The following is a 21,578-nucleotide window of genomic DNA, read 5'->3' on the forward strand; positions in this document are numbered from 1 at the left end:
TTCCCTTTTTTGCCACGGAAGCAAGGGTTCAAAGGATGAATTTTGCCTTGTTATAGGAAAGTTATAAAGGATTTGAGCGTGGACCGAGCTGCTCAAGGCCTAATCATGAGAGCGCTCTTATTTTTTCTTGGATTTCCGCTAATCTAGCTTCGTTCCTAACGTTGCGTAAGACGGGCCAGAAAAGGTGAGGTTGGCGATGGAGAAGAGTAAGTTGCATATCAATGGAGCCGATGGCTTTAGAGCAATAGCTTGTTTACTAGTTCTCTACCACCACTTGACGCAGAAGATGAACCCTGACTCTGCCCCAGAATGGTTTAAACCAATTCACCACTTTGGCATGCGCGGTGAAGTCGGTGTCAGCCTCTTTTTCGTTCTCTCTGGCGCTCTACTTTCATATCCATACTGGCGGTCGCTCTTCACCACTGAATCTAAACCGCGCATCGCGCACTATGCGCTGGCACGTGTAGCCAGAATTGTCCCAGCTACTTGGCTTAACCTGATCTTCTGTACTTTGATTGCGCTTTTTATCTACGATATTCCAGTTAACTTCAAAATGTTGTTTTCTGGTCTGTTTTTCATTAATAGTTATCACTATTCGACATTCTTCCCGGCGGAACTAAACGGTCCTCTATGGTCAATTGGACTCGAAGTCTCTTGCTACATTCTTCTTCCAATTGTGCTCTTCTTTATCCTGAAGATGGCTAAAAACTTCTTGGCAGCATTTGCCGCACTGACTCTATGGATTGCAGTAAATCAATTCATTATCAATCCTTGGGTCATCGAAAGATTTATGACAAGTCAAGACGGGAAAGGGTGGGATAAGGGTCTCGTTGGTGGAGCAAAAGAATGGCTTCCATATTGGAATGTCGTCAGCTTCTTCTCACAGTTCCTCATTGGCGCGCTGGCAGCCTTGATGATTGCCAAGCTGGCAAGCAGCTCACAAGGGAAGAAGTTCTACTTCGATGGGGGAGCGATCCTTCTGATTCTTGCGGCGATCGCCTTGGTGGGAGTACGCCTTACTCCTGGAGCGCCAGATTCCTTTAGTCGCCAGCCATACCTCTCTCCTTTCTATGCCTTGTTGATGGCATTTGCGCTTGTGGCAGTTTCGCAGTCAGTCTTCCTCTTCAAAGTCATTGATAATCGCTTCTTTGTATGGGTTTCTCAAATCTCATTCGGAATATATCTATGGCATCAAGTCGTTCAAAATATTCTCCAGCGAAGCTTTAAGGAGAACTATGTGTACTTTGGTGTTACTGATCTTCAAGAGTGGGGCCTATTAAGTGCGATTATCATCGTGCTTGCATTTGCAATCGCAGCTCTGAGCTGGAAATTCTTCGAGAAGCCAATACTCGTTGCTGCACGTCGAAAGATGGTCACCAATGCGGAGTAAATTAGTTGCTATCGCAATTGTCAGCACAGTGGTTGCTTCTTTGACACCACCGGTCGCGCACGCAGTAACAAATCCAAAATTTCCATTATCCACAAAAGGAAACCAGATAGTTGATGCTGCAGGCCAGCGAGTTATTTGGCAGGGTGTCAACTGGTATGGAATGGAGAATGAAGCTGCCACGCTCATTGGACTCAATGCTCGCGATTACAAATTAATGCTCAAGCAAATACGGCAAACAGGTTTCAATGCAATACGAGTTCCCTTTTCGATGCAGACCGTGGCAAAAGGGCCAGAAGTCTCAGGTGTCGCTGACTACATTGGCTCCAATAAGGAACTCAAGGGCAAGAGTCCGATGGAAGTCCTTGATGCTGTAATCATCGAAGCCGAGAAGTTAGGGCTCATGATTATTCTGGATAATCACTCACAAGCTGACCAGGGATATAGAAACGATCTCTGGTATGGACAGGCTGGATTTACTGAGGATATGTGGGTATCGATGTGGAGAGATTTAGCGATTCGATATAAGAATTCTCCAAATGTTGTTGGTTTTGATTTGAAGAATGAGCCACACGGAAAGGCAACATGGGGTGATGGCGCAGAAACTGATTGGCGTAGAGCGGCAGAGCGTGCGGGGCAAGAGATTCAATCTGTGAATTCAAACCCACTCATCATTGTCGAAGGAATTGAGAATCAAGTTGTAGGTGGCCAACAACTTAGCGGTCATTGGTGGGGTGGCAACCTGGAAGGTGTTCGCAAAAATCCAGTAGTACTACCGGTAGCGAATAAGATTGTTTATTCAACACATGAGTATGGTCCCGAGGTATCTCCACAGCCTTGGCTGGTGAGTAAGAACCTTGAGAAGAACCTTCTTGATCGTTGGAATAAGGGTTTTGGATATATACATGACCAAAACATTGCGCCCATTTTGATTGGCGAATTTGGTGCTATAGATTATTCAACTAAGACAATAAGTGGCAGATGGATGAAGGCCTTTACCGATTATCTTGGCAAGAAGGGGATGAGCTGGACTTACTGGGCTTGGAATCCAGGCTCTGGCGATACAGGGGGATTGCTGACAACTGACTTAGTAACCTTAGAGAAATCAAAAATGCCAACAATTCTAAAACTGATAAAGGTCCAGCAAAAGCTGCTCAAGAAATAGCGGTCAAGACCTTCTTGTAGCCCAGATAGCACCATTTTGAATAATTCTAGTAATGCTCGGATGAGACACCACCTTTAAATTATGGCCTGGTGAGCAAATAAAAATGCGGCCTTTGCCCCATTGACGGCTCCAGATTGCAGGGGAAGTAACGGGTGTCTTCCATGGATTGCTAGGGTGGGCAGATTGAGTCGTCGTTGCTAGGACCTTCATATAGGAATCTGCAAGCAACCAATACTGTTCTGTTTCAAGTTCAATATCCGAAAATCCTCTTGTTATTTCATCTTCCTTGCCAAGGCTTGTGAACTCAATCTTGTGCTGTATGAAAAAGTCAGACTCATTGCCAATACGTTCCCCTGCAGGCTTACCAGGATGAGCAACAAACTTTGCCCCTATGAGTTGGTAATACGGCTCAGATTGCGTGAATCCGACAAGGACGCCACCATGCCACCCAATGAGTCCTGTCCCATTTTCTACAGCTTGGGTTAAACCTTGTACCGATGCTTCATCAATTTCGCTCTCAATACATTGGATGATTAGATCTACCGAAGCCATGAATTCTGCATCTGCATAGATGGCGGGAGAGTCAGATACGGAAATTTCGTATCCTTGTGCCTCTAAAAAGCCACGAAAATGTTCAGTAGTTTCAACAGGTTGATGTGCGGGTCTGCCACCGCGAACAAAGATTGCCTTTTTCATGTCAATCAACCTTTCAGAAATTCAACACTTCAACTTACCTTAAAAAGGCTATATGAAAAATGCTTGCCAGGCTAGAAATCTGGCTATAGACTCGCCCAGTTCTGAGAGCGCTCTCAAATATTTGGTTCTACGAAGGGATTTCAATGGAATATCGCAAACTAGGCAATTCAGGTATGTATGTCTCAGAAATCACCTACGGGAACTGGATCACGCATGGTTCACAGGTGGATTCTGAATCCGCTAAAAAGTGCGTGCGAGCAGCGCTGGATGCGGGAATCACAACATTTGATACAGCAGATAGTTACGCATTTGGGCGCGCTGAAACTGTCCTCGGTAAGTCACTCAAAAGTGTCAAGCGCGAATCGTATGAACTAATCACCAAAATCTACTGGCCTACAGGCGAAGGTAAGAATGATCGTGGGCTTTCCCGCAAACATATCTTTGAATCTTTTCACGCATCTCTTGATCGACTTCAAACAGATCACGTTGACGTATTGATTTGCCACAGATATGACCACGAAACCCCACTCGAGGAAACCTTGAGTGCATTTGATGACATATTGAGACAAGGCAAAGCACATTACATTGGCGTTTCTGAATGGAACGCTCGAGAGATTTCCCAAGCTTTGGCAATTCAAGATGCGAAGGGTTACACACGATTCGTCACCAACCAGGCGCAATACTCAGCCCTATACAGAGTTATTGAGAAAGAAGTTGTGCCATTGGCCGAAAAAGAGGGCATAGGTCATATTGTATTTTCACCACTCTGCCAAGGCGTACTAACTGGGAAGTACCAACCTGGAAAGAAACCACCTGCAAATTCACGTGCCACTGATAAGAATAGTTTGGTGGGCGGCGCAGAATTTATCACTGGCTGGCTCAGAGAAGATGTGCTTACAGCGGTTCAGAAGTTGAAACCGATTGCGGCAGATCTTGATATTTCAATGGCTCAGTTAGCACTCGCGTGGGTATTGAGTAACACCAATGTCTCGAGTGCAATTATGGGGGCAACAAGTCCGGCTCAAGTAAAAGACAATGCAAAAGGAGCTGGCGTTAAATTAACTTCCGACGTGGTCTCTGAAATGAACAAAATACTAAATGGACTTGCTGAGACTGATCCCAAGAAGAATCAAAGCCCTAATCCTCGAGCCTAAAGAAAGTGTGAAGAAATGACAGATTTCAAAGGAAAGAAGATTGTTTTAACCGGTGCATCTCGCGGAGTCGGTTATGAGGCAAGCAAATTATTCTTAGCAGCTGGAGCAGAAATAATCGGCACAGGAAGAGATGCTGCACGTTTGGAGAAAACTGCGGCCGAACTGCAGAAGCTTGGTTCATTCACCCCATTCTTAGCTGATTTTGATTCACCAGCAGCGCCCGGAGCGCTCTCTGACTTTGTACATTCGCAATGGGGGTCACTTGACATACTCCTTAATAATGCGGCAGTGCAGACATATCGCGCCGATTGGCGTGAAGAAGGATTAGAACTACTAAACGAGCAATGGCGCTGCAATGTCTTTGCACAGCACGAACTCATCTTCAAATTGCAAGACCTGCTTGAAAAAGGAACTCAACCACGGGTAGTCAATGTCAGTTCTGGGGCAGGAAGCTTGCAGGCCCTCAAAGAGTCACCAGATATGCCAACGTATCGCCTTACCAAGTATGCGCTAGGGGGTATGACAATTCTCTGGGCCGGAATCTTGAAAGGTAAAGTGGCTGTTAACGCCCTCGATCCAGGTTGGTTAAAGACTGATCTCGGCGGTCCAGAAGCTCCGGGAGAGCCAGAAGATGGCGGCCAAAGAATGTGGGAGATATGTTCTCTGCCCTGGGATGAAACGGGCAAATTCTGGCACGGTAATCAGGAGATTGAGTTCTAAAGCTTTACACAAGAAGGCGCTGGAAGCTCTCAAACTCTTTCCAGATATCTTCGTTGATTGTTTTGTTGTAGAGAGAAACATTTCTCGCTACTTCTTGTGCACTTCTGCAACCGACTAATATTGCAGAGATTGCAGGATGACGCATCGGAAATTGCAAAGCAGCTTGGGCTAGAGAAATACCTCTATCATTAAAGAAGGCCTCAATCTTTTGTGCTCTTGCCAAAACGGCAGGAGATGCAACTTCATAGTTGTATGTAGCGCCTTCTTTTGCCCCGGCTAGTATGCCAGAGTTGAATACCCCACCAGCAATCACAGAAACTCCCTTTTTGAGTGCTGCTGGTAGTAGATGGGCTCCTGCGCTCTGGTCGAGCAATGTATACCGAAGTGCAATGAGGAGTACATCTATATCAGTTTCGTGTATAAATCGAGTGGGAATCTCATTACTTGTAATCCCGACGCCGATTGTCTTTACTATTCCCTGATCTCTCATTCGCTCTAGAACCGGATAAGCTTCCTTTATAGCCTGATCGGCAGCACCATCTGGATCGTGGATAAAGACCATCTCAACGTGATCCATGTTGAGCCTTTCAAGACTTTCAGTGAGGGATTTTTCAATTCCAGAAGCGCTGAAGTCGAATACTCTTTCAACTGATTTTTTAGAATTTTCCCAGCCTGGGTCCTCATTTTTATCACTTGGCACAATCAGACGTCCTACTTTCGTAGAGACAATGAATTCATCGCGCGAGAAATCAGAGATATTTCTTCCTAGTCGATCTTCTGCAGATCCCATTCCGTAATGTGGCGCGGTGTCAAAATAGTTAAGCCCCAAATCCATTGAAGTCGTGATTACTTCTCTCACATCAGACTCAGCAACAGCTGCAAAGAGTCCACCAAATGGGGACGTCCCTATCCCAAACTCTGGAATCTGTAACCCTGATTTCAGTGTGGTGAAGGTGTTATGTGACATGGTGTCCTCACTCCCGATTCTTGGGGTCAAAAGTACTACGCAGAAGCCTTGAGAGCGCTCTCATATTATGTTACCCTAATAAAATGAATCTGGCGGAAACGGGTGGGTTTTCTAGCAGCGAACTCATTGCCCAAGCGCAAGCTTTGACCCTTACCTCAATTAATTTACACGATGCAGTTTCTATTGGGAAAAGTACAGCCCGGATTGCAGAGTTGAAAAAACTTCCAGTATCTATTGAGGTACGGATCGGATCGTGGTGTGTGTATCACATCAGTTTAGAGGGCTCCTCAGAAGGTCATGATTCTTGGATTGACCGAAAATCTGCAGTGGTAGAACATTCAAAAAATGCTTCGCTTCTGGAACTAGTGCTGTGCGAGGAACAAAACATTTCCTGGTACGAACTGAATGGATTGAGCGAAAACGAGTTCGCAGCCAATGGCGGTGCTATTCCCTTAAAGCTGCATGATTCTACGTTAGGTGGAGTTCTTATTGTGAGTGGTCTTGCGGGTCCGGATGACCATCGTCTGGCCGTCGCTGGGTTACAAGCATTTCTAAGTGAAGGGTAGTTATATGCGCGGACTGAATATTTCGTTGCAACTCTATACATTGCGCCATGAGATTGAGAAGGATTTTGCTGGATCAATAGCGAGAGCTGCAAAGATTGGATTTTCTCAAGTTGAGCCGTGGAATTTTGTTGCACGAGCAGCTGAATACGCAAAAGTCTTGTCCGACAATGGAATGACTGTACCAAGTGCACACGCACACCTCGTTGGAGTTGCCCGAAAAGAAACTTTTGAGGCTGCTTCTAAGTTGGGTATTAAGACCATTATCGAACCAATGGTGGATCAATCAGGGTGGCTCAGTGTTGAAGAAATCGCTCATACTGCAGAGGAAATGAATAGAGCTGCTGATGAAGCTTTCGAATATGGGCTGCACGTTGGATATCACAATCATGCTTGGGAAATTGCCAATAAAGTAGAAGGACAATCTGCACTCGAATATTTCGAAGGCCTTCTTGAAGAGAAAGTGATGCTTGAAGTAGATGCGTATTGGGCCCATGCAGGTGGGCTCCATGTTCCTGATTTGCTAGCGCGTTTAGGAAATCGAGTCCAGTACTTGCATATCAAAGATGGTAAAAATGTTCGCAGCTCTGAAAATACTTTTAATGAACGAGGCGAGTTAGAGGCGAGCCAAACAGATACTCGCGAGCAGGTTCCTGCTGGCAAAGGTGAAGTTCCAATCGCTCAGGTACTCGCAATGGCTCCACACGCTCTGCCAATCGTTGAATTTGATGAGTACCGAGGAGACATATTTGAAGGCATTGAAACGAGTCTTAATTACTTAAAGGGGCTATTGCAATGAGTTTGCGTCACGTTGATATTTCAGGACTCCCAAAAGATTTTATGTGGGGCGCAGGGACTTCTTCTATGCAAATAGAGGGAGGACATGCATCCGGTGACCGTGGCCGTTGCATTTGGGATGATTTAGGTGAAGTGCCAGGCGCGATCAAGGATGGAACTGGCGCTAATCACCGCGGAGTTGAGCATGTTGAAATGCTTGAAGTTGATCTCAATATCATGAAAGACCTTTCACTCGACTCTTACCGTTTTTCAATCTCGTGGCCTCGCGTACAGCCAACTGGGTCCGGAGCTTTTAACGAAAAAGGTATGGCATTTTACGATCGACTGATAGATGGATTATTAGAGAGAAATATCGAGCCGAATTTAACCTTGTACCACTGGGATCTCCCGAGTGAATTACAAGCTATCGGTGGCTGGACGAATCCACAGGTAGTTGATCTTTTTGGCGAATATGCCGCAAAGATGTCATCTCGTTATGGGGACAGAGTTAAGTATTGGGCAACCATGAATGAACCTTGGTGTGTTGCTTGGCTTGGGAATCTAACGGGGGAACATGCGCCCGGAATAAGAGATCTACCAACGGCTGTCCGAGTTGCACATCAATTGGTTCGTGCGCATGCGCGGGGATCACAGGCAATTAAGAGTCAGTCCCCGAAGGTTTTAGTGGGTGCCGTTAACAACCTCACTAATCCAATGCTCAATGGCGAAGCAACCCAAGAGAATTTGAAAGATCTGCAGATTGTCGATGGATATAAAAATCGTTGGTGGATGCAGGGAATGTATGAAGGTAAATATCCTGCTGATCTCGTTGAAATATTTGAGAAGGAGACTGGGATTTTCTGCGATGAAAAGGAAATTGGCGATGTTTCTTTTGGTCGCGATTGGATAGGACTTAATTACTACAACGCTGATGTATTTTCAGGTGGAGGAACCGGAGTTGGTCTATTCCCTGGAACGACTTCAATTCAAGGTGCTGGGTATGGCACAGAGCGAACAGATATGGGTTGGTCATGGACCCCGGATGGAATTAAGACAACTCTGATTGAGATTTCACAAAAATATCCTGATATCCCAGTCTTTGTTTCAGAGAATGGAAGTTGTTATAACGATGGTCCTTCAGAGGATGGAAAAATTCATGATGCAAAGAGGGACGAGTACCTGACCCTCTATATAAAATCCTGCGTGGAAGCTTACAAAAGCGGTGTAAATCTCAAGGGTTACTACCTCTGGTCCTTACTGGATAATTTTGAATGGGCGTGGGGATTTGAAATGCGCTTTGGCTTAGTTCATGTTGATTTCAAGAATATGATGAAACGGACTCCCAAAGAGAGCGCATTGGCTTACCGAGACCTCATCAGATCTTCAAAGGATTAATTCCTGGAGCCAGTTGCACCGATAAACTCGCTCATTGATATGGTTCTCCCGTGAAAGAAAACGTTACTCTGGAAGATGTAGCCAAGCGAGCAAAAGTGTCTCGAGCAACTGTTTCTCGCGCTGTAAATACTCCTGAGTCGGTATCGCCAGAAGCGCTTAAGCGAATCAATAAAGCTATTGCAGATATGCACTACGTCCCAAATCGCCATGCCCGCGCCTTAACTGGCGTAAGGTCACAAACAATCGGCCTAATATTTTTTCACGATATAAAAACACTTTTTCACACAGCTTTTTGGGGCCACGTCATCAATCCGATTTATGAAAAGCTGAGTGAACGAGGCTATGACTTACAAATCATCGCCCACGCGAGAAAAAGCGATAAACCTTCCTCTGACTTTTTAGGTAATGAATATCCAGATGATATTGCTCAAAAGATTTCGGAATACAACGTTGACGGATTCATTGTGGTGGGACAAGCCCCAAATAATTTAGAATCAATTTTCAGACAAGTAAGAACACCTATGATTGCATTTGGAGCCCCATTTGCATCTACTTCGACAATTTCATGGGTAGATACTGATAATAAAGTTGGCGGCAAGAGTGCTGTTGAATTTCTAATTAAAAAGAAGAGAAAAAAGATTGGGATGATTACTGGAGGGCTCGAACAATCTTGGAGTGTTGCCCGCTTTGAAGGATATAAGAAGGGCCTCGCTACTGCGGGCATTGAATACGATCCTTCTTTAGTAGAACACAGCATAAATACCTATTCAAGTGCGGCGAGCCTGACAGAAAGATTAATGCACAGACGTCACGATATTGATGCAATTTTCGCAGGAAATGACGAGATTGCCTTCGCTGTGATTCAAACTTTAAAGGAATTGAATTATTCGGTAGGTTCAGATGTGTTAGTGATGGGTTTCGATGATACGAATAGAGCTATGCAAACCTATCCACATATCACGACAATGGCACAAGACTTCGAAAAAATCGGAGAATCCCTAGTTTCTGGACTTCTAAAGAAAATGAATGGTGAGAAAGTTACTTCTAAGAAAATTACCCCTAAATTGATTGTTCGTGACAGCGCTTAAACATTCCTACTGTTACTCAAAAATGCCATGCAGGCTTTTATTCTCGGGTTACCTTCGCACCAAGGCTCACTAGCTGCTCGGCAAAGTTTGGATATCCACGATCGATGTGAAATGAGCCATCGACTGTTGTTTCACCATCAGATACAAGCGCTGCTAAGACAAGACCTGCTCCTGCACGAATATCAGTTGCCTCAACTGGGGCACCAGATAGCTGTGGAATACCGTCGATAGAGGCATGGTGGCCATCAACAGTGATTTGAGCGCCTAATCGCATGAGTTCATTGACGAACATAAAGCGTGATTCAAAGACATTTTCAGTGACAATCGAGTGACCATCTGCAATGGCATTCATGCCGATGATGAAGGGAAGAAGGTCAGTTGCAAAACCTGGGTAGGGAAGTGTTGCAACATCAATTGCTTTAGGGCGCTGATTCATCTGCACGCGGATGCCATCCTGTGTTGAGGTGATTATGGCGCCGGCAGATGTGAGTTTTTCTAACATCACTTCCATGTGGTCAGCACGACCGCCATGAATGGTGATATCACCTTGCGTCATTGCAGCTGCAAATGCCCATGTGCCGGCAATGATGCGATCGGTAATAGTGGTGTGATCTGTTGGCTTTAACTCTCTAACGCCTGTGATGGTGATGGTGGGTGTTCCAAGGCCTTCAATCTTCGCACCCATACCAATCAGGAATTGCCCAAGGTCAACAAGATCTGGTTCGCGTGCTGCGTTATCAATTGTCGTGACACCTTTGGCAAGAACAGCTGCGGTCATAATGTTCTCTGTTGCACCCACTGATGGGAAATCTAAATCAATTGATGTTCCAGTAAGACCATTTGGAGCTTTTGCGATGACATAACCATGTTCGACGTGAGCTTTTGCACCGAGCGATTCAAGGCCCTTGATGTGAAAATCAAGTCCACGTGAACCGATTGCATCTCCACCAGGCAGTGCCACTTCAGCTTTACCAAGGCGTGCAACAAGTGGACCAAGAACGTTAATTGATGCCCGCATCTTGCGCACGAGATCGTAATCTGCGCGGTGCAGGGGAGTAGCGGGAACATCGATGGTCACGACAGATCCATCGTGCGCTACCGTGCAGCCAAGACGCGTGAGCAGGTCTGCCATGATGTCGACATCGGCAATATCTGGAACATTGCGAATTGTTGTTGTGCCGACGGCTAGTAGGGATGCTGCCATAAGCTTAAGGACTGAATTCTTAGCGCCAGTAACCGTTACTTCGCCCTGGAGGCGGCAGCCTCCAGTGATGCGGAAACGGTCGTCGGACGAAGATGCCATATCCGAATACTACTTATAGGCTAGGGACATGGTTAATTTAACGCGTATTTACACAAAGACAGGCGATGACGGAACTACATCTCTTGGAGATATGAGCCGCACATCTAAAAATGACCCTCGCCTTGAAGCATATGCAACTGTCGATGAAGCTAACTCCACTATTGGTGTTGTGCTCGCAACAGATGAATTAGCCGATTCAGTTCGCGAGCTCTTAGTCCGCATTCAAAATGACTTGTTTGATGTGGGAGCAGATCTCTGTACACCAGTAGTTGATGCACCTGCATTTGAGCCCCTTCGCGTCCTTGAGTCACAGGTTGTCTACTTGGAAGAGCAAATTGATCACTACAACAAAGATCTTGAAGCACTTCGTTCATTCGTGCTTCCATCAGGAACTCCTGCTGCTGCCCACCTTCATGTTGCTCGCACCGTTGTTCGTCGTGCAGAGCGCCGCACATGGGCTGCTATCCACGCATTCGGTGGCGGTGTGAATCCATTGACAGCTAAATACCTCAACCGTTGTTCAGATCTACTCTTCGTTCTTGCACGTGTTGCCAATAAGAAGATTGGCGATCAGCTCTGGGTTCCTGGAGCTAATCGCTAAGCAAAGCTTTTCAGGTGAGCGCGAGCTGCGCTCTCTTCCTCTGGAAAGACAAAGATTCGTGGTCCTTCTTTTGTCTGTGTCAGCGTTGCCTTAATCCCCACAGCAATAAGTTTCTGACGTAGTACTTCACCCTCAATATGATTTGTGGGTTTTGCAACTGCCACGAGAGTTCCATATTCACTATCGAGTCCAGCACGTGGTGTTCGCATCACAACAGATTTGCCACGCGCAGATGTCCATTTCAGAATCAAGATTAAAAAGAAAACTACTGGAAACCCAGCAAGGCTCATGAGGAAGAGCTTGTTATCAACTCCGCCGAGCATTAGCCGTTGACCTTTGTAAATGTCACAGTTTGAGTTCCTTCAGGCTTTGCCTCTTGATGGCAGACAACTTCAATACTGGAGACATATTCCAGTGATGCAATAGGTTCAGGAGAGATGAGCAAGATTGTCTTCACTTCTCGGGCAAGGCTGGCACCAGTGATGGTGCGCAGGTTACCGATGAGATCCTTATTTTGTGCATAGACCTTTGAATTTACTTCCCACCACACACATCCTGTTTCAGCGGCCACTTGTACTGCGCCACAGATAAATGTGGAACAGGCTGCAACCTGTGATGCAAGGTTTCCTTTAGCTGAGATAACGCCAACAAGTTCTTTGCTAGTCGGGATCTTTGCATAGATTCCTGATGCATATTCAAAGTCAACGGGAGGCCATATCGGTTTAGGAGAAGGTGAAACCTTCACCTTCTTACGAGGCTTTGGCTTGGGCTTTGGTTTTGGTTTGACCGTCGGCTTTGCTGTTGTGGCCGAGGTTCCAGTTGCAGTTGGTTTTGCAGTTGCTTTGGCAGTAGTAGCTGGCTTTGCAGTGGTCTTTGAAGTTGTCTTCGCGGTCGGTTTAACAGTTGGCTTGGCTGTGGCTTTTGTCGTCGCCTTCGCTGTTGGCTTCGCTGTTGCTTTCGCCGTTGTCTTCGCAGTCGGTGTTGGAGTCGGCTTCTTTGTGGCAGCAATTGCTGAACTTCCTGACATCACCAAAGTGAGTGCAAGGAAGATGGAGAGTTTTCTCAATCGCGCTCCCACTTGAAGCTGCGCACTGCCCAGATCAATCCGACTACGAGCCATGCAGCAATAATGGCAAAGGTGCGGCCAGTTTCCCAATTACTGGCAACTTCACGCGTAGCGAAGGAGTCTGGCAGGAAGACTGAACGTGCTCCTTGTGTCATCCACTTGAGTGGAAATATCGCAGCAACTTGCTGCATCCAGTGTGGAAGATCTGTGAAGACAAAAAAGACTCCACTAAAGAATTGAAGAACGATTACAACAGGGGATACGACAGCGGAAGCGCCACGTCCACTCTTTGGAACATTAGAGAATGCGATTCCAAGAACTGTCGAACATGCACTTCCTAAAACAAGGAGTGCAGCAAGTAATAACCACTTATCGGCACCCGTCGGTAGGTTTACGCCAAAGAATGCAACACCAGCTGCCAGAAGAAGGAAGACCTGAATCAGCATGCTTAAGGTGACCAAGATTGCCTTGCCGATGAAGTAGCTACTAGCTGGCATTGGAGTGCCACGCAATCGTTTCAAGGTTCCAAAGTCGCGCTCCATAGGAATCATGATGGCAAGTTGTTGAAAACCTGTATTTACAAGACCGGATGCAATCATTCCTGCCACGAAGTACTGGCTAAAGGTCACACCTTCTGCAATGGAGTTAGAGAAGACTGAACCGAAGATGGCAAGCAAGATAAGAGGAAAGAGCATCGTGAAGACAACAGATTCACGTTGGCGCATGAACTGTTTGATCTCAAGGCCACCACGGGCAATACCAATCGAGAGCGCAGTTGGCTTACTCATGTGTGCCCCCAATCATCTCGAGGTAGATATCTTCAAGGGAGGCGCGCTTGACGTTGAGTTCAGGAACTTCGCCACCGAATTGAGCAGAGAGTTGATTAACGAGCTGCGTTGGGTTGGCAGATTTCTCACTGCGAAGTTCTGTGCCATCACGCCAAGAAATGGTTGCAAGAGAAGTTGCTCGGCCACCTAAGAGTGCAGGAGTTGATACCTCAATAATCTTTCCACGATTGATGACTGCAACGCGGTCTGCAAGTGCTTCAGCCTCATCGAGGTAGTGAGTAGTGAGAAGAATCGTTGCGCCTTCATCGCGAAGCTTTCGAATCAGCTGCCAGAATGCGCGACGCGCTTCTGGGTCAAAGCCAGTTGTAGGTTCATCGAGGAAGATAAGTTCAGGACTACCAATAATGCCGAGTGCAACATCGAGGCGTCGTCGTTGACCGCCCGATAATGTGCGCCCTAGCGCATCTGCTTTTTCAGTAAGCCCTACAAGTTCAATGACTTCGCGAGGATCTTTTGAATTTTCGTAATACTTGGCAAAATGTGAAACAGATTCATAGACGGTGAGATCTCCTGCATCAGCAGTTGATTGCAGAACGATGCCGATGCGATCGCGCCAAGCTTGCCCAGCTCTTCCTTTGGTGGCGGGGTCAAAGCCAAGGACCTTTACATCTCCTGCATCACGGTCACGAAAGCCCTCAAGGATTTCAACTGTGGTTGTCTTTCCGGCGCCATTGGGGCCAAGGAGTGCGAATATCTCACCTTGCTCGATAGCCAGGTCTAGGCCATCGACTGCGTGGGTTGAGCCATAGCTCTTACGAAGACCCGAAACGCTAATGACTGTGCTCACATGGCTATCTTGTCACCGACGGCGCAAAAGTGCGAGAAAATAGGAGCATGAGCCCGCGTAAGAATTATCCCAAAAATCGTAGGCCTAAAAGTGGCGATGATGAACCCATCACCATTGCATCCAATCAAAGTTTTGAAGAAGATGAGAATGGTTTATGGACTGTCAGAAAACTCACTGGATCTGCTGCCAATAAACCATATCGCTGTCCTGGATGTGATCAAGTAATTCCAATGGCAACGCCACATACTGTTGCATGGCTTGATGGAGATGAAGATAACCGCAGACATTGGCATAACGCATGCTGGAGTAAGCGAAATAACCGCGGGCCTCGCACAGAGCGCACGCGTAATGCACCTCGCTACTAATAGTTAGCTAAGACGTCCCTTAAGTAGCTTTGTTACTCTCACAATTAATCTGTCATTACTTGGCGTGCGAGAGAAGCTTGTAAATGCAATCGGAAGTTGGAATCGTGCACGGACAACTGTGCGAGGGTAAGTAAATTCAAGAATTCCTTCAGGTCCATGAATACGTCCATAGCCACTATCTTTCACACCACCGAATGGAACTGAATCAACTGCTGCAAATGAGATCACAGAGTTGATGGCAACCATTCCTGTGTGTAGTTGGGATGCAATATGTTTTCCGCGGTGCTTTGACCAGACAGCAGCACCTAACCCATAGCGTGAAGTATTAGTGAGCTCAATCGCCTGTGCCATATTCTTCACACGATTAATCGCAATGGTTGGCCCAAAGGTTTCCTCTGTCATTGCAATGGAATCTTCAGGAACATCGCAGAGAATTACTGGTTCAACAAAGGGGGCTTTAACTGAATCTGAGCCACCCATCAATACCTTGGCACCACGTGCTATGGCATCATCAATATGGGATTGAATAATAGGTATTTGCTTTGGCATTGTTGTGGGGCCATATTTGCCAGAGCCAGGAGCACCGGGATGAATATCTCGTGCAATCTCTAAAACCTTCTCAATGAATTTATCGGCAACGCGTTCATCCACATAAACGCGCTCTGCACCAATACAGGTCTGACCTGCATTAGAAAATGCTGACCACACGGTCGCATCGGCAGCTCTCTTGATATCAGCATCGTGAGCCACAATCACAGGATCTTTTCCACCACATTCAAGAACAACTGGGGTCATATGTGAGGCACAGGTTGCTGCAACTAGCTTTGCGGTCCGCGTTGAACCAGTAAATGCCAACTTATCTATGCCACTTTCGCACAAGAACTTTCCTGTCTCGCCAAGGCCAGTGATGCAGGTGAAGATATCTGCGAGCATGCAGGAATCAAGAAAAGATTGCGCAAGGTATTGGCCCACACCAGGTGTGTATTCACTGGGCTTAAAGACAACGGTATTTCCTGCAGCAAGTGCATATGCAATCGAACCGAGTGGAGTAAAGACCGGGTAATTCCATGGGCCAATGACTCCCACAACTCCAACAGGGGATCGCTCAACAGTTGCTGACATATTTGCCATCAGAAGACCAGGGGAGCGGTGTGATGTGCGCATGACAGACTCTGCATGACGGGCAGCCCATGCAATATGTCCAGCAGCCAATGCTGCCTCAAGTTTTGCATCACTGACTGGTTTTCCAGTTTCAAGGGAGACAAGTTCAGTGAGCGAATCAATATTGGCAAGCAGATCTGAACTCCACTTCAACAAGACTTTGCGACGTCCCCGAAAACCTAAATCACGCCACTCTTGTGAAGCAGTGCGCGCTCTATCGACTGCAGCTTTGACTGCAGCTTCGCTATAGATTTCATGAGAGGCGATAACCTCATTGGTCACAGGGTTATGAGAATCAAATGTCGCATTTTTTGAGGGAGCCATGAGCAAAGACTAGACTGCAACTATGTCGGAACCAATCCGCCCCAGCACAATTCTTGCTGGTCTGCGCACCCCATTTACCGTCACTACAGAAGATGGCCAAACCTTGATCGGTGAGGTCAGTGCGCCTTTGAGTAATCCAACCTCTGCAATTCTCTGCTGTCATCCCAATCCAACCGGTGGCGGAATGATGGATAGCCATATCTATAAGAAGGCAGCTAATCGATTGCCTGAGATGGCAGGAATTACTGTCGTTCGCTTTAACACCCGTGGAACAAGCAGTGAAGCTGGAACAAGCACAGGTACGTATGACAATGGTCGGGCTGAGAAATACGATGTTGAAGCGATGATTCGTTACTGCTTCGATACATTACAACTTACTGAACTCTGGGTTGTTGGTTGGTCATTTGGAACAAGTATTGCCATAAGTCATGCACGTGATTCTCGCGTGAAAGGACTCATTCTCTTAAGTCCGACTTTGCTCGATATCGTCGATGGAGATCTTGAATTTTGGGCCAAAGATGGAAGGCCTATGACAGCGCTCATTCCAGAATTTGATGACTACTTAAAGCCTGATCAAGCAAAGATCAGATTTTCAGTCGTCCCACAGGTTGATTTGATTCCTGTCGATGGCGCAAAGCACTTATGGGTGGGAGAACCATCTGTGCATCGCGTGCTCAGTGAAATCACGCGAATAGTTGCACCAAATCGCTTGCCTCTACCTACTGAAGTTTAAGACTTCTCCGCGCGAGGATAAACAACTTCTTCAAGAATAAGAATGATTGAAGCGGCAACAGGTACTGCTAAGAGTCCACCGACAAGCCCAAGAAGTGATGTTCCTAAGAGCGCAGCAATGATGGTGACAGCGCCTGGGACGTTCAGTGTGCGCTTCATAATCTTCGGTGTGAGAATGTAATTCTCCACCTGCACATAGACGACATAACCGATAAATGCTGCAACGCCGATTGTGATTGATTGTGTGAGTGCAATGATTGTGTAAACACCTGCGCCGATAAAGTGTCCAATAAGTGGAACTAGACCACAGATAAAGATGATGATGCCGATTGCAACAGGGGATGGCAGACCCAAGATAAGTGCGAGGACGGTCATAAATATTGCAGCAAAGAATGAGACCAAAATCTGACTTCCCACAAATGCTCCAACGCGAGAAATAATAGCTTCGGTAAGTGCAGCAACACGTGGTCTGCGAGAAGCTGGAACCAACTTAAGTCCAAGCTCAGTTGCTTGTGGCAGCGATGTGATGAAGTACAAAGTCAGAACGAGGATTGTGAGCGCAGTAAAAGTTCCAGAGAGAACGCTCTTGCCAACGCCAATAACGCCACCAAAAGCGGTAATCAAGAGAGTTCCATCTGATGTGACAGAGCTCAATTTCTTCTGCAGAGTATCAATAATTCCGTATTGATCGTTGAGGTTGGCAATCGTTGCATTGTTCTTCAGACTTTCAAGAAGTGAAGGTGCTGATTCAATGAGGTTAGTACCCTGAGAAATAATGGGAGGAACAATGAGTGCTGCAAAAAGTCCAACAAAGGCAATAACTGCAACAAAGATCACAGCAACTGCCCCAGCTCGGGACAAACCACGTCTGCGAATTGCTTCCACCGCAGGATTAAGTCCTGTCGCTAAGAAGAGCGCAACAAGGATTAAGACAAAGACCCCAGATGCACTTGCTAGTGCGCGCATCAGAACGAAGGCGCTGAGTGCTCCGATTGTTGCAACAAAGCCAAAGTAGAAGGGATGACCGCGGTCTATTGGAGCCCCTGCTGCTCCAAAATCTGCAGGAGCAGGTGTTTCTTTTGGTTTTCTCTTCATGCGCTCTGAAATGGCCATGCTTTATTGTAAAGGTAAGAGAGAATAACCCCCATGGCGCTACGGATAACAGGACTAGGTGAGGAGATCGCTGCCGTCACAGGCCTGCCCTGGAACATCCCCCTTGAGGAGTGGCCAGAAGATCCGATGCTCGCTGAAAAGCGCGGTATCTCTCGCCACATCGTTCGCTTGGTTCGCTCCACCGATGACCCAGATTCTGAAGTCTATGCAGTGAAAGAGACCGTCTCTGAGTTTGCTAATCGTGAATACAAAATTCTTCGTGAGCTCACCCAGCTCAATTCACCGAGCGTGCAGTCGATTGCGGTTATTGAAGGTCGCACTGATCGCAATGGGGAAGAACTTCCCTGTGCACTGGTTACTCGCTTCTTGCCGTATTCACTTCCTTACCGAGTAGTGCTTAGCGATAAGAACGTAACCGCAGAAGATGTCACGCTGATGGCAAGTGCCCTTGCACTGCTTCTGGTGCGCATGCACCTTCTTGGTTTCTGGTGGGGCGACTGTTCACTCTCCAACACACTCTTTAGACGAGATGCTGAAGGCTATGCCGCATATCTTGTAGATGCCGAAACTGGTGAATTTCAAAAGACTCTTACTGCCGGCCAACGCGAGCATGATTTAGAGATTGCGCACTTTAACGTTGCTGCAGAGCTAGAAGACCTTCAACTCTCTGGTGTTCTCTATCCAGGAATGGATCCAATCCGAGCAAGTACAGCGCTGATTAAGCGTTATCACCGTTTGTGGTCAGCGCTGAAAGATCGTCAAGTTCTTGATCCCACAGATCGCCATGCAGTAGAGCGCGCAATGCGACAACTGCATGATCTTGGTTTTGCTGTGGAAGAAGTATCGGTCTCTATGGAAGAGGGCGAGAATGCAGGAAAGCTCGTCTTCCAACCAAAGCTTGTTGCAGCTGGCTATCACAAGAATCGTTTGCGTGAATTGATGGGTCTTGATACAGAAGAGTTGCAAGCAAAGCGTCTACTTGCATCCTTTGATCGCTTTAGAGGACGAGAGAAATCTCCCAAGCCTCCGATGTCAGATTCAGCCATGCGTTGGTTAAATGAAGTCTTTCACCCCACCGTCAATCTCATTCCACCAGAACTTGAAGGCCGTATTGAACGTGCTCAATTTTTCCATGAAGCCCTTGAACACCGCTGGTATTTGAGTGAACGCGCAGGCCACGATGTTGGACTAGAGTTTGCCGCGAAGTCATTTGTAGCAGAAGTATTGCCATACCGACGCGACTCAGGAGTCGATGTACGTGTAGATGGCGTGATGCAATAGCGAGGAAGATGTCATGAGTTTGCCACCAAACTTTTCACAAGCGGTAGATCTGAGCTCACTAGGAAAGCCAGCTCCCGATATGACTACACCTCTTCCAGGTATTGAAGTCACACCCCTTAATTTGCAGGCAGAAGTATTACCACTATCTAAAACAAAACCAGTCATTGTCATCTGTTGGAGTCCACGCTCTGCTGAATCAGTAAAACTTCTACGCACTCTCGGAAGAATTGAGAGCGATGATGCGGGCAAATGGATCCTTGCCCAAGTCAATATTGATGAGCAAGCACCTGTTGCACAAGCACTTCAAGTGCGCACCATTCCTTATGGCGTTGTCTTTATTGGCGGACAAGCAGTTCCATTCCTTGAACAGCCACTGACTGAACCACAACTACGCGAAGTGATTAGCAAAATTCTCGCTCTGGCTGCCCAACAAGGAGTTGGTGAAGAGCCAGTTGAAGAGACTGAGCCAGAAGAAGATGAAGCACTGGCAGCCCTTGATCAAGGAGATTACGTAACCGCTGAGGCTGCATATAAGCGTTTAATCGCACGCAAACCTGCTGATAGCTATGCAAAGTTAGGTCTTGCCCAAGTTCAACTTCTTGCTCGCACAAACGGCCTCGATGCTGCCAAGATTATGGAAGATGCCATCAAGAGCCCTGACGATATTGAACTTCAGATTCAATGCGCAGATGTTGAAGTCATGAGCGGATACCTAGAGCCAGCATTTGATCGCTTACTACGTCTTCTCGTGCTCTTTGATGGCGATGAACAAAAGCGGATTAAAGATCGCCTCCTTGAACTCTTTGCACTCGTCGATCCTGCAGATCCACGGGTAATGAAAGCCCGTACTCAGCTTGCGAATGCTCTCTTTTAATGGCTAAAGACGTCGACCACTCGCAAGAGCAGAAGTCTCTCTACACACTTCTCTTCCTCTTTGGCTTTGGCATTATGGCCTGGGTTCCTCGCTTTCCCGAAGTAAAGGCAAATCTTGGCCTTGATAACGGAGCATTTGGTTCCCTTATGAGCACAGGATCTATCGGTGCATTCTTTGGATTGCTCACCGTCGGTCACATCATCCATAGATTTGGCGCATTTAAAGTTACCTTGATATCAATCACAATTCTTTTCTCAAGCCTTGTGGCACTTGTCCACGTGCAGGCTAGTTTTCTTTTTCTTATCTTTAACATTCTCTTCGGTTTTGGAATTACTGCTGTCCACGTCTGTCTTAATAGCCAGGTCTTTCACTTCCTTGAGCGCAGCAATATCAATTTGGTGACAAGTACGGCTGGATATTGGAGCGCGGGTGCCTTGAGCACTGCAATTCTCTCTGGATTCTTGGTTGGGCGCGTAGACCTTGTTACCCATATCGATTTCCTCTGTGTAGTAATTACCATTTTAATGTTTGCACTCGTTATTCGCTTGAGATCAGTGCTCATCGAATCTAATGAAGATTCTGAGAGTGATTACTCAATCAAGGAGATCTTTACTGGTTTCAGAATCGACTGGCCAGTGAGTTTGGGAATGGCATGCGCTGTCTATCTCGAATTTGCTATCGGTGACTGGGGAACAATTTTTACCAAAGATCGTCTTGGAATCAATGCAGGTTTGAGCACTGCTCCCTACATTATCTTCACTGCAATGATGATCTTTGGCAGATTACTCATCCATCGCATTCTTCCTAAAGCACCGCTGCATCTCTGGGTTAAGCGTGCAGCACTTCTTGCAGGTGCTGGCTTTGGTATCTGCATCATTATCGCAACACATCTACCTGCCACCTTAAAGTGGTGGTCTTACGGACTCTTCCTCTTAGCCTTCTTCTTTGCAGGCCTTGGTTCTTCATTCCTCGGTCCATCCTTCTTCGCAGCGGCAAATAGGCGCTCTTCACAGCCAAGTGCTGTGGTTGTGGGTCAATTTGGCGTCGTCAATAACGTTCTGCTCTTTGGCATTAAGTGGATTGTTGCGTGGACAATTCAATTCACTGGATCAATCGCACTAGCGATGATGATTCCAACGCTGATGATGCTTGCAACCATCTTTTTTGTTGATTCCCTTAAAGAAGACTCTCAGTCAAAGGTCTAAGAAGGT

23 protein-coding genes are annotated in these 21,578 nt (G+C 46.6%); 14 read left to right on the forward strand and 9 right to left on the reverse strand.

The window, feature by feature from the left end; genetic code table 11:
* The first annotated feature begins 196 nt into the window (after nt 1–196).
* Nucleotides 197–1,390 (forward strand): acyltransferase family protein, encoded by a 1,194-nt coding sequence (locus A1sIIA65_RS01295; RefSeq protein WP_095675805.1) that lies wholly within the window; start codon nt 197–199, stop codon nt 1,388–1,390.
* Complete coding sequence (locus tag A1sIIA65_RS01300) at nt 1,380–2,552, forward strand: glycoside hydrolase family 5 protein (RefSeq protein WP_095675806.1); 1,173 nt, start codon at nt 1,380–1,382, stop codon at nt 2,550–2,552. Before A1sIIA65_RS01295 ends, A1sIIA65_RS01300 begins: the two co-directional genes overlap by 11 nt.
* Before the next feature lie 3 nt (nt 2,553–2,555).
* Here A1sIIA65_RS01300 and A1sIIA65_RS01305 read toward each other — a convergent pair whose 3' ends face one another.
* A complete protein-coding gene (locus tag A1sIIA65_RS01305) occupies nt 2,556–3,248 on the reverse strand; it encodes a ThuA domain-containing protein (protein ID WP_223298539.1) in 693 nt (230 codons plus the stop codon).
* Nucleotides 3,249–3,391: 143 nt separating this feature from the next.
* Here A1sIIA65_RS01305 and A1sIIA65_RS01310 point away from each other — a divergent pair, with 143 nt between their 5' ends.
* Together A1sIIA65_RS01310 and A1sIIA65_RS01315 are read left to right on the forward strand one after the other, a co-directional pair.
* Entirely contained in the window at nt 3,392–4,402 is a 1,011-nt protein-coding gene (locus tag A1sIIA65_RS01310; protein ID WP_095675807.1) for an aldo/keto reductase family protein, read from the forward strand.
* A gap of 15 nt (nt 4,403–4,417) precedes the next feature.
* The gene (locus A1sIIA65_RS01315) at nt 4,418–5,122 is read left to right on the forward strand and encodes an SDR family NAD(P)-dependent oxidoreductase (protein ID WP_095675808.1); all 705 of its coding nucleotides are present in this window, start codon (nt 4,418–4,420) and stop codon (nt 5,120–5,122) included.
* A gap of 4 nt (nt 5,123–5,126) precedes the next feature.
* On the opposite strand, the gene A1sIIA65_RS01320 is transcribed toward A1sIIA65_RS01315, so the two are convergent.
* Nucleotides 5,127–6,089, reverse strand: a complete 963-nt coding sequence (locus A1sIIA65_RS01320; protein WP_095675809.1) for an aldo/keto reductase — start codon at nt 6,087–6,089, stop codon at nt 5,127–5,129.
* A gap of 83 nt (nt 6,090–6,172) precedes the next feature.
* Here A1sIIA65_RS01320 and A1sIIA65_RS01325 point away from each other — a divergent pair, with 83 nt between their 5' ends.
* Genes A1sIIA65_RS01325 through A1sIIA65_RS01340 form a run of 4 tightly spaced genes read left to right on the forward strand, consistent with a single transcriptional unit; the run spans nt 6,173 to nt 9,912 of the window.
* Nucleotides 6,173–6,655 (forward strand): heme-binding protein, encoded by a 483-nt coding sequence (locus A1sIIA65_RS01325; RefSeq protein WP_095675810.1) that lies wholly within the window; start codon nt 6,173–6,175, stop codon nt 6,653–6,655.
* The gene (locus tag A1sIIA65_RS01330; RefSeq protein ID WP_223298540.1) at nt 6,645–7,451 is read left to right on the forward strand and encodes a sugar phosphate isomerase/epimerase family protein; all 807 of its coding nucleotides are present in this window, start codon (nt 6,645–6,647) and stop codon (nt 7,449–7,451) included. The genes A1sIIA65_RS01325 and A1sIIA65_RS01330 overlap by 11 nt, the downstream gene beginning before the upstream one ends.
* Entirely contained in the window at nt 7,448–8,824 is a 1,377-nt protein-coding gene (locus A1sIIA65_RS01335; protein ID WP_095675811.1) for a glycoside hydrolase family 1 protein, read from the forward strand. Before A1sIIA65_RS01330 ends, A1sIIA65_RS01335 begins: the two co-directional genes overlap by 4 nt.
* Nucleotides 8,825–8,874: 50 nt before the next feature.
* Nucleotides 8,875–9,912, forward strand: coding sequence for a LacI family DNA-binding transcriptional regulator (locus A1sIIA65_RS01340; RefSeq protein WP_095675812.1), 1,038 nt, complete (start codon nt 8,875–8,877; stop codon nt 9,910–9,912).
* A gap of 37 nt (nt 9,913–9,949) precedes the next feature.
* Here the strand turns inward: A1sIIA65_RS01340 and murA are convergent, their stop codons facing one another.
* Nucleotides 9,950–11,215, reverse strand: coding sequence for a UDP-N-acetylglucosamine 1-carboxyvinyltransferase (murA, locus tag A1sIIA65_RS01345; protein WP_095675813.1), 1,266 nt, complete (start codon nt 11,213–11,215; stop codon nt 9,950–9,952).
* A gap of 28 nt (nt 11,216–11,243) precedes the next feature.
* Between murA and A1sIIA65_RS01350 the strand changes: the two genes are divergently transcribed.
* Nucleotides 11,244–11,816, forward strand: a complete 573-nt coding sequence (locus tag A1sIIA65_RS01350) for a cob(I)yrinic acid a,c-diamide adenosyltransferase (protein WP_095675814.1) — start codon at nt 11,244–11,246, stop codon at nt 11,814–11,816.
* Here the strand turns inward: A1sIIA65_RS01350 and A1sIIA65_RS01355 are convergent.
* Genes A1sIIA65_RS01355 through A1sIIA65_RS01370 form a run of 4 tightly spaced genes read right to left on the reverse strand, consistent with a single transcriptional unit; the run spans nt 11,813 to nt 14,517 of the window.
* Nucleotides 11,813–12,139 (reverse strand): hypothetical protein, encoded by a 327-nt coding sequence (locus tag A1sIIA65_RS01355; RefSeq protein WP_095675815.1) that lies wholly within the window; start codon nt 12,137–12,139, stop codon nt 11,813–11,815. The two genes, A1sIIA65_RS01350 and A1sIIA65_RS01355, sit on opposite strands and share 4 nt — an antisense overlap.
* On the reverse strand, nt 12,139–12,936 hold the full coding sequence (locus A1sIIA65_RS01360; RefSeq protein WP_223298541.1) for a hypothetical protein: 798 nt from the start codon (nt 12,934–12,936) through the stop codon (nt 12,139–12,141). Before A1sIIA65_RS01360 ends, A1sIIA65_RS01355 begins: the two co-directional genes overlap by 1 nt.
* Nucleotides 12,879–13,670 (reverse strand): ABC transporter permease, encoded by a 792-nt coding sequence (locus A1sIIA65_RS01365; RefSeq protein WP_095675816.1) that lies wholly within the window; start codon nt 13,668–13,670, stop codon nt 12,879–12,881. Before A1sIIA65_RS01365 ends, A1sIIA65_RS01360 begins: the two co-directional genes overlap by 58 nt.
* A complete protein-coding gene (locus tag A1sIIA65_RS01370; protein ID WP_095675817.1) occupies nt 13,663–14,517 on the reverse strand; it encodes an ABC transporter ATP-binding protein in 855 nt (284 codons plus the stop codon). Before A1sIIA65_RS01370 ends, A1sIIA65_RS01365 begins: the two co-directional genes overlap by 8 nt.
* A 47-nt stretch (nt 14,518–14,564) precedes the next feature.
* Between A1sIIA65_RS01370 and A1sIIA65_RS01375 the strand changes: the two genes are divergently transcribed.
* Nucleotides 14,565–14,882 (forward strand): hypothetical protein, encoded by a 318-nt coding sequence (locus tag A1sIIA65_RS01375; protein ID WP_095675818.1) that lies wholly within the window; start codon nt 14,565–14,567, stop codon nt 14,880–14,882.
* Between the two features lie 3 nt (nt 14,883–14,885).
* On the opposite strand, the gene A1sIIA65_RS01380 is transcribed toward A1sIIA65_RS01375, so the two are convergent.
* Complete coding sequence (locus A1sIIA65_RS01380; protein ID WP_095675819.1) at nt 14,886–16,367, reverse strand: aldehyde dehydrogenase family protein; 1,482 nt, start codon at nt 16,365–16,367, stop codon at nt 14,886–14,888.
* Between the two features lie 22 nt (nt 16,368–16,389).
* On the opposite strand from A1sIIA65_RS01380, the gene A1sIIA65_RS01385 reads away from it, so the two are divergent.
* Nucleotides 16,390–17,100 (forward strand): alpha/beta hydrolase, encoded by a 711-nt coding sequence (locus tag A1sIIA65_RS01385; protein WP_095675820.1) that lies wholly within the window; start codon nt 16,390–16,392, stop codon nt 17,098–17,100.
* Here the strand turns inward: A1sIIA65_RS01385 and A1sIIA65_RS01390 are convergent.
* Nucleotides 17,097–18,212 (reverse strand): AI-2E family transporter, encoded by a 1,116-nt coding sequence (locus A1sIIA65_RS01390; RefSeq protein ID WP_095675821.1) that lies wholly within the window; start codon nt 18,210–18,212, stop codon nt 17,097–17,099. The genes A1sIIA65_RS01385 and A1sIIA65_RS01390 overlap by 4 nt on opposite strands.
* Before the next feature lie 33 nt (nt 18,213–18,245).
* Here A1sIIA65_RS01390 and A1sIIA65_RS01395 point away from each other — a divergent pair, with 33 nt between their 5' ends.
* Genes A1sIIA65_RS01395 through A1sIIA65_RS01405 form a run of 3 tightly spaced genes read left to right on the forward strand, consistent with a single transcriptional unit; the run spans nt 18,246 to nt 21,572 of the window.
* Nucleotides 18,246–19,493 carry a DUF4032 domain-containing protein gene (locus A1sIIA65_RS01395; RefSeq protein ID WP_095675822.1) on the forward strand — a complete coding sequence of 416 codons (1,248 nt, stop codon included), beginning with the start codon at nt 18,246–18,248 and terminating at the stop codon, nt 19,491–19,493.
* 13 nt (nt 19,494–19,506) lie between these two features.
* Nucleotides 19,507–20,367: a co-chaperone YbbN gene (locus A1sIIA65_RS01400; protein ID WP_095675823.1), complete on the forward strand. Its 861-nt coding sequence runs from the start codon at nt 19,507–19,509 to the stop codon at nt 20,365–20,367.
* Nucleotides 20,367–21,572, forward strand: a complete 1,206-nt coding sequence (locus A1sIIA65_RS01405; RefSeq protein WP_095675824.1) for an MFS transporter — start codon at nt 20,367–20,369, stop codon at nt 21,570–21,572. Before A1sIIA65_RS01400 ends, A1sIIA65_RS01405 begins: the two co-directional genes overlap by 1 nt.
* The last annotated feature ends 6 nt before the right edge of the window (nt 21,573–21,578 follow it).

Origin of the sequence: Candidatus Planktophila dulcis (assembly GCF_002288225.1) — a bacterium.
GTDB classification, from domain to species: Bacteria; Actinomycetota; Actinomycetes; order Nanopelagicales; family Nanopelagicaceae; genus Planktophila; species Planktophila dulcis.

Coding starts and splice junctions, on each gene's coding strand:
- A1sIIA65_RS01295 (WP_095675805.1), top strand. CDS start 197: ATGGAGAAGAGTAAGTTGCATATCAATGGAGCCGATGGCTTTAGAGCA.
- A1sIIA65_RS01300 (WP_095675806.1), top strand. CDS start 1,380: ATGCGGAGTAAATTAGTTGCTATCGCAATTGTCAGCACAGTGGTTGCT.
- A1sIIA65_RS01305 (WP_223298539.1), bottom strand. CDS start 3,248: ATGAAAAAGGCAATCTTTGTTCGCGGTGGCAGACCCGCACATCAACCT.
- A1sIIA65_RS01310 (WP_095675807.1), top strand. CDS start 3,392: ATGGAATATCGCAAACTAGGCAATTCAGGTATGTATGTCTCAGAAATC.
- A1sIIA65_RS01315 (WP_095675808.1), top strand. CDS start 4,418: ATGACAGATTTCAAAGGAAAGAAGATTGTTTTAACCGGTGCATCTCGC.
- A1sIIA65_RS01320 (WP_095675809.1), bottom strand. CDS start 6,089: ATGTCACATAACACCTTCACCACACTGAAATCAGGGTTACAGATTCCA.
- A1sIIA65_RS01325 (WP_095675810.1), top strand. CDS start 6,173: ATGAATCTGGCGGAAACGGGTGGGTTTTCTAGCAGCGAACTCATTGCC.
- A1sIIA65_RS01335 (WP_095675811.1), top strand. CDS start 7,448: ATGAGTTTGCGTCACGTTGATATTTCAGGACTCCCAAAAGATTTTATG.
- murA (WP_095675813.1), bottom strand. CDS start 11,215: ATGGCATCTTCGTCCGACGACCGTTTCCGCATCACTGGAGGCTGCCGC.
- A1sIIA65_RS01350 (WP_095675814.1), top strand. CDS start 11,244: ATGGTTAATTTAACGCGTATTTACACAAAGACAGGCGATGACGGAACT.
- A1sIIA65_RS01355 (WP_095675815.1), bottom strand. CDS start 12,139: ATGCTCGGCGGAGTTGATAACAAGCTCTTCCTCATGAGCCTTGCTGGG.
- A1sIIA65_RS01360 (WP_223298541.1), bottom strand. CDS start 12,936: ATGGCTCGTAGTCGGATTGATCTGGGCAGTGCGCAGCTTCAAGTGGGA.
- A1sIIA65_RS01365 (WP_095675816.1), bottom strand. CDS start 13,670: ATGAGTAAGCCAACTGCGCTCTCGATTGGTATTGCCCGTGGTGGCCTT.
- A1sIIA65_RS01375 (WP_095675818.1), top strand. CDS start 14,565: ATGAGCCCGCGTAAGAATTATCCCAAAAATCGTAGGCCTAAAAGTGGC.
- A1sIIA65_RS01380 (WP_095675819.1), bottom strand. CDS start 16,367: ATGGCTCCCTCAAAAAATGCGACATTTGATTCTCATAACCCTGTGACC.
- A1sIIA65_RS01385 (WP_095675820.1), top strand. CDS start 16,390: ATGTCGGAACCAATCCGCCCCAGCACAATTCTTGCTGGTCTGCGCACC.
- A1sIIA65_RS01390 (WP_095675821.1), bottom strand. CDS start 18,212: ATGGCCATTTCAGAGCGCATGAAGAGAAAACCAAAAGAAACACCTGCT.
- A1sIIA65_RS01395 (WP_095675822.1), top strand. CDS start 18,246: ATGGCGCTACGGATAACAGGACTAGGTGAGGAGATCGCTGCCGTCACA.
- A1sIIA65_RS01400 (WP_095675823.1), top strand. CDS start 19,507: ATGAGTTTGCCACCAAACTTTTCACAAGCGGTAGATCTGAGCTCACTA.
- A1sIIA65_RS01405 (WP_095675824.1), top strand. CDS start 20,367: ATGGCTAAAGACGTCGACCACTCGCAAGAGCAGAAGTCTCTCTACACA.